Source organism: Paenibacillus sp. 01L418 (assembly GCF_056400045.1).
Genome location: NZ_JBFTSN010000239.1, coordinates 1 through 9991 on the forward strand (window position 1 = coordinate 1; position 9991 = coordinate 9991).

At 46.1% G+C, this 9991-nt stretch carries 11 protein-coding genes; all 11 read right to left on the reverse strand.

All coding sequences use genetic code 11. The annotated features are described in order from the left end of the window. Window positions 1–1804, reverse strand: a 1804-nt coding sequence (locus AC1DSE_RS22875) for a hypothetical protein (protein ID WP_477528234.1), incomplete at its 3' end; no start/stop codon positions are given. A gap of 51 nt (window positions 1805–1855) precedes the next feature. Next, a complete protein-coding gene (locus AC1DSE_RS22880) occupies window positions 1856–2581 on the reverse strand; it encodes a TadE/TadG family type IV pilus assembly protein (protein ID WP_477511556.1) in 726 nt (241 codons plus the stop codon). A 12-nt stretch (window positions 2582–2593) separates the two neighbouring features. Continuing rightward, entirely contained in the window at window positions 2594–2779 is a 186-nt protein-coding gene (locus tag AC1DSE_RS22885; protein WP_441879304.1) for a Flp1 family type IVb pilin, read from the reverse strand. A 25-nt stretch (window positions 2780–2804) separates the two neighbouring features. Continuing rightward, window positions 2805–3689 carry a type II secretion system F family protein gene (locus AC1DSE_RS22890; RefSeq protein ID WP_477511557.1) on the reverse strand — a complete coding sequence of 295 codons (885 nt, stop codon included), beginning with the start codon at window positions 3687–3689 and terminating at the stop codon, window positions 2805–2807. 18 nt (window positions 3690–3707) lie between these two features. Next, the gene (locus AC1DSE_RS22895) at window positions 3708–4580 is read right to left on the reverse strand and encodes a type II secretion system F family protein (protein ID WP_477511558.1); all 873 of its coding nucleotides are present in this window, start codon (window positions 4578–4580) and stop codon (window positions 3708–3710) included. Beyond that, complete coding sequence (locus tag AC1DSE_RS22900; protein ID WP_477511601.1) at window positions 4577–5812, reverse strand: CpaF family protein; 1236 nt, start codon at window positions 5810–5812, stop codon at window positions 4577–4579. The genes AC1DSE_RS22895 and AC1DSE_RS22900 overlap by 4 nt, the downstream gene beginning before the upstream one ends. Further along, complete coding sequence (locus AC1DSE_RS22905) at window positions 5802–6977, reverse strand: P-loop NTPase family protein (protein WP_477511559.1); 1176 nt, start codon at window positions 6975–6977, stop codon at window positions 5802–5804. The genes AC1DSE_RS22900 and AC1DSE_RS22905 overlap by 11 nt, the downstream gene beginning before the upstream one ends. A gap of 181 nt (window positions 6978–7158) precedes the next feature. Then, entirely contained in the window at window positions 7159–7557 is a 399-nt protein-coding gene (ndk, locus tag AC1DSE_RS22910; protein WP_076271032.1) for a nucleoside-diphosphate kinase, read from the reverse strand. 35 nt (window positions 7558–7592) lie between these two features. Then, complete coding sequence (locus AC1DSE_RS22915; RefSeq protein WP_076271031.1) at window positions 7593–8393, reverse strand: pyruvate, water dikinase regulatory protein; 801 nt, start codon at window positions 8391–8393, stop codon at window positions 7593–7595. Next, window positions 8390–9025, reverse strand: a complete 636-nt coding sequence (locus tag AC1DSE_RS22920; protein ID WP_076271030.1) for a CBS domain-containing protein — start codon at window positions 9023–9025, stop codon at window positions 8390–8392. The genes AC1DSE_RS22915 and AC1DSE_RS22920 overlap by 4 nt, the downstream gene beginning before the upstream one ends. Window positions 9026–9150: 125 nt before the next feature. Continuing rightward, the coding region (locus AC1DSE_RS22925) for an NAD(P)-dependent oxidoreductase (RefSeq protein ID WP_477528235.1) at window positions 9151–9991 on the reverse strand (841 nt) is incomplete at its 5' end.

Sequence of the window (9991 nt, forward strand, 5' to 3'; positions counted from 1 at the left end):
CAGCAGCTATATTCCCTACTGGATTGTTGAAGCCATAAATAATATATTCCGCTTCCTGATTATGAAATGAAATGGCATGTGACAACTCTGAAATTTCTCCTCCAGTCATCATCGAACGTAAATGCTGAGGAGCAAAAGAAGTGAAGCGTTGAATAACGTATTCACCAAAGTATAATGAATCTCTCGTTTTCTCTAGCATCCCGGCCATACCTGAGAACAATCCACCCATAAGCGTATTAGACTGCTCTGCTGCCATATGCGCATCACTTGCCTTCTCCATGTCGACAGTCTCTATTGCTACATCAGTCTGCTCATTGAATAATAGGTTATCGTTATAACGAAGCTGTACCTGTTCGAACACCTTTTGATGTTCTTCCATTTGCGGGATACTTGTCAGTCCATGCAGCAAGCTGCGTGCCTGATTCCAGAGAGAACCGGCTTGCTCCTTTTGCTGTTTAAGCTGTTTCGATATCTGACCCTGATCGAGTGCTTTCTGTCGATCAACGATGATACTAGCAGGTCGAATATATTTCTGTTCATATGCCCCATAAGCAAGACGCAGGCTTGTGACGCTTTCAAGCAATGTATCAGCAGTTATGCTCTTAACAGGCTTAACTATAGAGGCAAGGCTGCTGGACTGATATGCCCCTGCTTCCATATCGATTGAAGCAGCAGACGAGCCCTGCGCCTCCACCWCCTGACGGTACTCCGTGAACCATCCATCCGTCTTTACAAGCTCATCCGCAGCTTTCCTTACCTGCTCAATGTCGGAAGCAGCATCAGCGGGAACCTGATGCTGTTCAGTATTTGTTGCCTTATGCTTGGACACCGTATCATATCCACTATGCTGAGGCTGTTGATTAGCTTGTTGAACAATTCTCAGCATATCGTCATTAAATGCTCTTGCAGCTTCCAGCTCCTGTATTGCTTCTCCCTGAAGCTTCACATGCTGTCTATGTATTTCATCACTCACTTTGCGCAGCTCCATAGCAAAAGCTCTCACTTTCTCCTCGTATGCTTCTATTTCAGCTGTATACATTATTTTCTGCCCGGCAGTTAACGATTGATTATATATAACTTTGGCTGCATATGAGCTGTATTCCCCCGCAATGCTCAGAGCAGAATTCCCCTCTATTGCTACTACATCTGGCTGGACAGGAATTAACATAGAAATACTGCTTCCACTTATCGTCGAAGCCATCTGCTTTTGCAATTGAAGTACATTCGCTAGATGAATTTCCCGTTTCTCATAAAGCTTCCGCATACTCTCCAGCAAACTTATTGCAATCGATGCCTCCTTCATTGCACCTGCCATAGGTACAAACCTTGCTGCGAGATCCAATGTAAAATCTACTGGCGCCTTATACTTCATTTCTTCGAGCACCTGTCTTGAGAATACATTATGGCTGCCTAGAAACGTCGCTGCGTGCAGTGCGGCAGCATCTGACTTAGCGCGAACCAGCTTTATCCCTGATCGACCCGAGTCATCTGCTGTTTCTGTATTCGCCGTCATCATTTCCTCGAATATGATTTGACCGTCTGTACCACCACGGCCGAATAAACCATATCGCTCATATAGAACAGCATCATAAGCAGAGAGTACAGATCTTACGCTTGACCTTACAGCATCCTCTGTTAACTTATGCAGAGCCGCAATTCGGGCATAATCAATAAGCAAAGAGAAAAACAAAAGCAGCGAGGATAAAACAATAACCGAAAACACGGTCACTGCCCCATTTTCTCGAAAGAAAAGCTTGCAAACAAACTGCCGATAACGATGCTTCAAATCTTTTTTTATGCTCACTGCTGCCTGCACCTCCATYGGAACCTTTCAAGCCTTATCTGTTCCGCTACATTATGGCTTTGTCGCCTTCCCCTTACCTTTATAAGTATCCAGCACTTGACCAGCCTGAGACTTTGCTTGCCCCGCTCCTCCAGCCCGATTTGCAAACCTTGATGAATAATAGCGTACGAGATTAACACTCCGAATAAACTCAGTTGGATCAACAACCGTGGAAGAGGCTGCACTTTTGGGTTCACGCTTCAACCAGCTTTTCTCAATGGATTCAGCCGATAAAGGCTCCTTCAGTTTGACTTTGATCACTCTTCTCAGAATGCTGCTTGAATAGCTGATTTCTCCTTCGTATGTTAGGCCTGCTTGTCCCAACCATCTAGCAGACTGCTCTATTTTCCGAATAGCTAAAGCATTCTTTTCTCCATCACCCGTCTCTGCAAGTGGGAGCACGACTTTCGCTGCATCATTTTCTCCTCTCAGTCCAAACAAGCTGCTGAGCACGCCATCCTCGCCAATACGCCAATATAAACCATCATAACTTGGCTCATTGAGCATGCCACTTCTTGCATCTCGATTACTGTTATCCCAGCTGAAAGCCGCACGCTCTGCTGTTGAAGACGCTGCATAATAGACAATGACCTTCTCGTACATGTACATTCCAAATAAAATAAACAACAATATAAGCCCGAACAGCATTGGAAATACGATCGTAGACTCCAGCGTAAAGCTGCCTTGCTCCTTCTTAAGCAAGCGAAGCAGCCCTGCATTTATTCGCAATCTGTTCAAAAGCCTCACCCGCTAACTGAAAATTTTGTCCGCCTCGTCATCTGCTTTGCCCATCAAGCGCTCAATCAGCTCAATAATCCAGTCTTTAAACAACAGTGCAATAATGATGACAACCGCAATAATCAAAATAATTTCAAGCGTCCCTAAACCATCCTCCTCTTTCCAAAATGAACGTAGCGATTGGCTTATTTTTCTCATCCTTCATCTTCCTCCCTAATTTAAGTTAAGACATGAGCAGTACTGCGGGTGCAGCTACCAAAATCATGAGTACTAACAAAATACCTACAAGCGGAAATACAAGCTTTGAGGAGGCTTGCTCCCCGCGCGATCTAGCGATTGCCTTGCGCTTCTCCCATAAAGTGTAAGAGAGCTCTCGCAATGCAAGAATAAAATGCTCTCCACCGCGGCGATAATTCAATAAGAGCACCGTTGTAAAGATCGAAACCTCCTGCACCGCACATCTTCTATTAAACCGCTCCATTACCGTACTGAACGATTGACCGTTGCGAAGCATAGATACCGTCTCTCCCCATTCCTTGTAGAGAGGATGCTCGGTAGCCTCCTTTCCCTCCAAGCATCTTGCTAGCGCTTGCTGTACTGTCTCACCGGCACCGACCAGCAGCATTAACTTGCTGAGCATAACGGGGAGCTCCATAATGATTTGCTGCTTTCGTTCCTCAACTTGCCGCCTTGCATCTACGAAAGGGCGTATCGTTAGCACGATGCTGAACACTACCCCCATGACTAACAGTGTAGGCTCCTGTCCAAGTAAACTCATCCAAGCACAACCTGTTAAAGCAGCATATCCCGTACCTAGAGCAGCAGTTGCTTCACCTTTTGTCCGCTCGATTGACCAGCTGCTATCCTTCAATAAGAGGAGCTTCATATGGTAGCTGCCCATAGGCAGATGCAGCGTATCAAAAAGCTTGAACCGTTCTATCACACGCATAAAAGGGTCAATCAAACTTAGCTGCATAAGCTGCTGCCGCGTTTGGTCATTCGTTTGTTTTCTACCCATTAGCTGACGCCATATGGCATACAATGCTCCTTTTCCTGCCAAGTACACCCAAATCACCGTTAAAGTAACCGGTGCAATTGCCGCGAGCATGCTTTGTCCCCTTTCATCTTACATTCGGATACTCATCATCTTTGCCATCAACCAAAAGCAGAGAAGCAAAAGCAGCAGCGCTCCCGTCAATAGCAAATATCCGATTCCTCCATATAAAGGAGCCATATAGTCGGGTGCAGCTAAGCTTAAAAACGCTAAAAAAACAAAAGGCACCGCCATCATAATTCGACCTTCGAATTTTTTTTGAGCAACCATAACTGCAATTTCCTGCTCAATTTCTAGTTTCTCTCCAATGATGATCGAGGTTTGTTTCATCACCTCAAGCAAATCTCCTCCAGAGCGCTTGCAAGCAGCTAATGCATCAACGAACTGAGTAATCTCATCAATTCCTGCACGATTAGCAAAGTTGCGCAGCGCATATTCTAAGGGCTCGCCGTTATCTAGACGAAAGTGAATGATTTGAAACTCCAGCAGCAGCTCCGTTCGAGCATCAGGGTAAATTAGCTTCAAATCATCGTGAGTAGATAAAAATGCATTTTCAAGAGAGCGCCCTGCTGCAAGCGAGGATGTCAGTGAAAATAAAGCTTCTTTAAATTGCAGCTTCAGTCTCTCCTTGCGCTGTTCCAGAAGAAATTTTCGTCTAATTCTAGGAGCGAGTATACCGAAGCTTGCCGCTGCAAATGAAAGGAACACAGAATGATAAAATAAAAAGACAGCACCATAGAAAATCACAGCTGCGATTAAGGACGTAGTGATAAACTGGTTTCGTTTAAGTGGGTATTGTTCATAATTGGTAAGGGTTCGGCCAGCTCGAAGATTCGCTAGCGTCGCATCGCTTTCCCAGCCGCACCATAAGAGCATTCTCTCTATCCGTCCCCCATGCTGACGATGAAGGCTGCTGCTTTTATTCACGCCGCTTGAATTGTTCATATCGCCACTCCTTCGACCGTTCTTTTCCCAGCAAGCGTCAATTTGTCCATTCTCATTACCGGATTCGCTGTACGTTTTAGCCCGCCAAGCACTCTGCCATTCCGCTCTCCCTCCTCCTCAAAAATAAACAGTGGATTAAGCAATATTTCTCCATCTTCAACGCCAATGACCTCGCATATCTCCGTCACTTTGCGGGTGCGATCACGGAATCTTGATAGATGGATAACAATATCGATGGCTGAGGCGATTTGCTGGCGAATAACGATCACTGGCAATTCTGCTGCACTTAGCACCATCGACTCCAGCCGAGCCATCATATCCTTCGCGCCATTACTATGGCCCGTTGACATGCTTCCGGCATGGCCGGTATTTAATGCCTGCAGCATATCAAGAGCCTCTCCTCCCCGCACCTCACCGACGATAATGCGATTGGGACGCATCCGAAGCGAGGCACGTATGAGGTCGCGAATCGTAATCTCCCCTTTCCCCTCCGTATTCGCATTGCGCGTTTCCATCGCTACTAAGTTAGGAATGGAGCGAATTTGCAGCTCAGCAGAATCCTCGATCGTAACAATCCGCTCATCCGGCTGGATAAACTGCGACAATGCATTTAAAAAAGTTGTTTTGCCTGTTCCTGTTCCGCCGCTAATAAACATATTGTATTGAGCCCCGACGAGCTCTTTCAAAAACGATGCCGCTTCTTGCGAGAGCGAATGGAAGGCTACTAGCTCCTCCATCGTTAGAGGCTGATCTGGGAACTTCCGAATGGTCATGCATGGTCCTTTGAGCGCAACCGGCGGCAATACAACATGTACCCTAGAGCCATCCTTCAGACGGGCGTCAACAATTGGCGTAGATTCGTTAACGACACGATTCACACTCGCAACAACAGTCTGGATCAGATCCTCGAGCCGTTCTCTGCTTTCAAAAGAAACCGGCAATAGTGTCATTCGCCCTCTTCGTTCCACAAATATTTCCGCATGATGATTAATCATAATTTCACTAATGGAGGCATCCTCCATGAGCGGCTGCAAAATATCAAGACCTCGAAACGAATGGAACAGCCTCCGTACAAGCTTCACTTTCTCGGTTGCGGTAAGAGGATGAAGATCGCACCATTCGAAAACGATTTCTTCTGCTATTCTCATCAGGCTATCATCTGACAGTGATCCGCTAAAATCAATTTTGGCTCGTACCTTGTTGCGCAGCTCAAGCACCGTTTCATCGCTCAGCAATTGATCCGCCTCCTTCCATATAAAGCTGCTTGAATAATTGATCTGCAGCTGCTCGGTATAACGGCGATGACAGCAGAGCAACATGGCTTGCTCCTCGCCATTCTGGAATTTCCGGCAGCCCCACCTTAGCGCATGCCATGCCATCAATCTCGTTATGAACGGTTTGCTTCGGATTAACCACATGGTTTTTTACGCATTTGAATTTATTGGACAAAGAGCTAAAGCGATCACTCCACTTTTGCGCTCCATAACGCAGGGCCATTTTTTGTTTATCCCTCACAGACGGATTATCGCTTGCAACCCAAAGCACATGATTTGATCGTTCAAAAATAGCAAGGTGCAGCTCATCCAGACCGCCCTCCAAATCAACAATAATGAGATCATACTGCCCGCTTCGAGCAATCGTACTCACTATTCCCGCCGCATCTTCCTCATTAAGCGTCAATCTATCCTCCAAATTGGTGCACGGGGCTAAATAATCACCCTTAAGCTGCGAATCCCGTTTTCGATGCTCCATAAGCCAATTGACCGACTGCCCCGGCTGTGCCTTGAGTCCATAAAGCAGTTCTGACAACCCCTCCTCTCTCACCCCTCCTTCACTGAGGCCATCTGTATATTGCTGGTTGTGCAGCCAAGCTTCAGAAGAGTTCCACCGCTCAAGGTTCAGATAAAAGGTACGACATTGATGCACACTTGCAGCATGTACCAAATGCAGCGCCAAAGCCGTCTTCCCAACTCCCCCCGATGCCGAATAAACAGATATAATATTCATGCCAGACGGCCTCTCGTAAGCGCCTGACGAAGAGGCCGCATGTCCTATCGCTTGGGAATGAATCTCCGAAAAACGCTTCAGCAGCTGGGGAATGGGTTGATATTGCAAAAGCTCATGCTTCTCCTTGCTCTCTCCCAGCTGTAGTACTAGAGCAATTACAGGAATACCCGCTTGCTCTGCATCCATTTCTGCAAGCAGCTCAGGCTGAGCAGCCACTAAGTCAATCTTGTAGCCTTGCTTCACATAGAGCTTCCAAGAATCTGCGTGCGTGAACGCGATAATCTGCCATTGCTCGCCAAGCTTGCTGCCTTGCATATAATCAGCCAGCCGCTTCAAGTATTCCGGCTCTCTTACCGCCACAGCAAGTTGATATTTATTCAGCCCCTTCACCTTCCTTCCGCTTAGAAAACACAAAAAAAGCACCGTAGAAGGCGCAGATATCTGCGTCCTTATACGGTGCTTCCGTGTTTGATCATTAACTTTGTTTAAAATTTACCATACCCATATTCCATTCGTCAACTAAGGAATTTTCTGCTGTTTATCTTATTTCTTTAACTTACAATTCCGTTGACTATTGGAAAAAGTTTTTGATCTCGCGCTCTGCGCTTTCGATAGAGTCAGATCCATGAATAATATTGCTAGCTACATCGATTGCAAAATCTCCACGGATTGTACCTGCAAGGGCTTCAGATGGATTCGTTGCGCCAATAAGACTCCTTGCGTTTTTAATAGCGTCTTTGCCTTCCCATATCATAGCAAATACAGGCCCCGAAACGATAAAATCGACCAACTCGTCAAAAAACACTTTTGAGCGCAAATGCTCATAATGTGTCTCGGCTTGCTCTCTTGAAAGGCGCATTACCCTTGCATCTACTAGTTTAAAGCCCTTCTCTTCAAATCGAGCAACAATACGACCTACTAAACCACGCGCGTAACCATCTGGCTTTACCATTACAAACGTTTTATCCATGTTGAATCCCCCTTTGTCTCTATCGGTATAGCCATTTATTTGTTAAGCCATTCAGTAATAATACCTGCAGTCTCTTCAATAGCACGATTTGTAACATCTATAACAGGACAATTCAATGATTTCATGACGGACTCTGCATAATCAAGCTCTTCTTGAATACGCTCGGTTGTCGCATACTGCGCAGATGCCGGAAGTCCCAGCGTCTTAAGCCGTTCAGAGCGGATCTCCAGAAGATGCTCAGCTTGCATCGTTAAACCTATAATGAGCCTGCCAGGTGCAGGCTTCAATTCTTCGGGAGGATTAACCTCGGGCATTAACGGCAGGTTAGCCGTCTTAATTCCTTTATGGGACAAAAAGATGCTCAGCGGCGTCTTCGACGTTCGAGATACGCCAATCAGGACGACCTGCGCTTGTACAAATCCTCGAGCATCCTTGCCGTCATCATATTTCACAGCGAACTCAATAGCATCCATCCGGCGATGGTAAGCATCGTCAATGGAGTGCAGCAGCCCCGGCTCACGCTTCGGGAAACTCCCAAACGTATCAACGTATGCTTGCATCATCGGTCCCATGACATCAACAGCTCTAACTCCAGCTCTAAAAGCCTCTTCCTTCATTTGCTCCCGAAGCTCCGGCTGGACGAGCGTGTAGCTTATAAAACCGCCAGTACTAGCGGCCTCAGCCACGATACGAATAATTTCATCCTCGGATTTAATATGGCCGTAACGCTTTATTTTCACTTGTTCTGAGGAGAATTGACGTAAAGTCGCCTTTGCAACTGCTTCCGCCGTTTCTCCAACAGCATCGGAGCATACATAAATGATCTGCTGTTTCATAACTCTGGCTCCCCCAATTTCCCATCCATCGCGATGTCCGCCATAAGACGTATAATGTTCGACTTCGATACCCAGCCAGTAACCTCTGGATCAGTCACCTGATCCTCGCGCGGAATGATAACTGGTAAACAATCTACTTGATGAAGCGACATTTTGCGAATCGCTTCCATCACAGATTCGTCGGGCATTAGCGTCACAATATTAGGATAACGGGTCATCACCATACTGATAGGAATAGATGCAGCACCAGCGTTGCCAAGCGTTATTTTCAGCAAATCCTTCGGTGTTACGATTCCTACAAAACGTTTCTGCTCATTAACGATCAGAAGAGTATCTGCATTTTCAGTAAATAACGTAATAACAGCGTCATGCACGGACAACGAGTCCGGAACATTAACGGGAACACCTTGTACTTCTCTCACCTTCATATTGTTCAATTGCTGCAAAGGCTCGCTGCTTGAGCGATAGGTGTTGCCTAGAAAATAACCAACTTTGGGCTTCGCATCAAGCAATCCAAGCATGACGAGAAGTGATAAGTCCGAGCGTAGTGTGGGCCTGCTGACACCTAGAGATTCTGCCAACTGCTCACCTGTAATCGGCGCATGCCTCTTCACAAGCTCAAGAAGCTCCAATTGCCGCGAAGATAATTGAATCGCACTCTCCCCCGTCCTCTATATGAGTCATACTTGTATTATATAGTACTATTATTTAAAAATAATATATCATATTAATAATTAATGTACAATATATGGTCGTCCTACTCGTTAAAAATAACTTTATATAACGCTTGTGTACCGCTATTTTCTTCACCAAGTGAAATAAGTTGCTCATATAAAGAACGAGCTAACGCTAGTCCTGGCAAAGGAAGACCCATCTCATCAGCTGACTCGATGGCGATTTTAATATCTTTCACAAAATGTTTTACGTAAAAGCCCGGAGCAAAATCTCCATTGATAATGCGTTGTCCTAGATTGGACAAGGACCAGCTTCCCGCAGCACCGGCTTCAATGCTTTTCAATACTTTGCTAGGTTCGAGCCCCGCTTTTTTGGCATAGGCAAGAGCTTCGCTCACGCCAATCATATTGGATGCAATCGCGATTTGATTACACATCTTAGTGAATTGACCCGCCCCTGCTTCACCTTGATGAACGATGTTTTTACCTATGAGCATAAATAATGGCAATATCGCATCATAGGCTTGCTCCGAGCCTCCAACCATGATTGACAGTCTAGCCTCCTTCGCGCCTACATCGCCGCCAGAGACTGGGGCATCCAGCGCCATAAGCCCTCTTGTGCCAGCCTCTGCTTCTATGCGTTTGGCAAGAGCAGGACTTGAGGTAGTCATATCAATAAGCACTGCACTGGACCTAGCATTTTGCAATAAACCATCAGCTCCAAAATAAACCTCTTCCACGTCGGCCGGATAACCTAGCATCGTAATAATAATATCCGATTGCTCCGCAACCAACTTCGGCGAATCCTGCCAAACAGCCCCCTTTGATACCAAGAGGTCTGCTCTTGATTTCGTTCGGTTAAACACATTCACTTCATATCCGTGATCAAGCAAATGGCCCGCCATGCTTGCGCCCATAATACCC

Coding starts and splice junctions, on each gene's coding strand:
- AC1DSE_RS22885 (WP_441879304.1), bottom strand. CDS start 2,779: ATGAGAAAAATAAGCCAATCGCTACGTTCATTTTGGAAAGAGGAGGAT.
- AC1DSE_RS22890 (WP_477511557.1), bottom strand. CDS start 3,689: ATGCTCGCGGCAATTGCACCGGTTACTTTAACGGTGATTTGGGTGTAC.
- AC1DSE_RS22895 (WP_477511558.1), bottom strand. CDS start 4,580: ATGAACAATTCAAGCGGCGTGAATAAAAGCAGCAGCCTTCATCGTCAG.
- ndk (WP_076271032.1), bottom strand. CDS start 7,557: ATGGATAAAACGTTTGTAATGGTAAAGCCAGATGGTTACGCGCGTGGT.
- AC1DSE_RS22915 (WP_076271031.1), bottom strand. CDS start 8,393: ATGAAACAGCAGATCATTTATGTATGCTCCGATGCTGTTGGAGAAACG.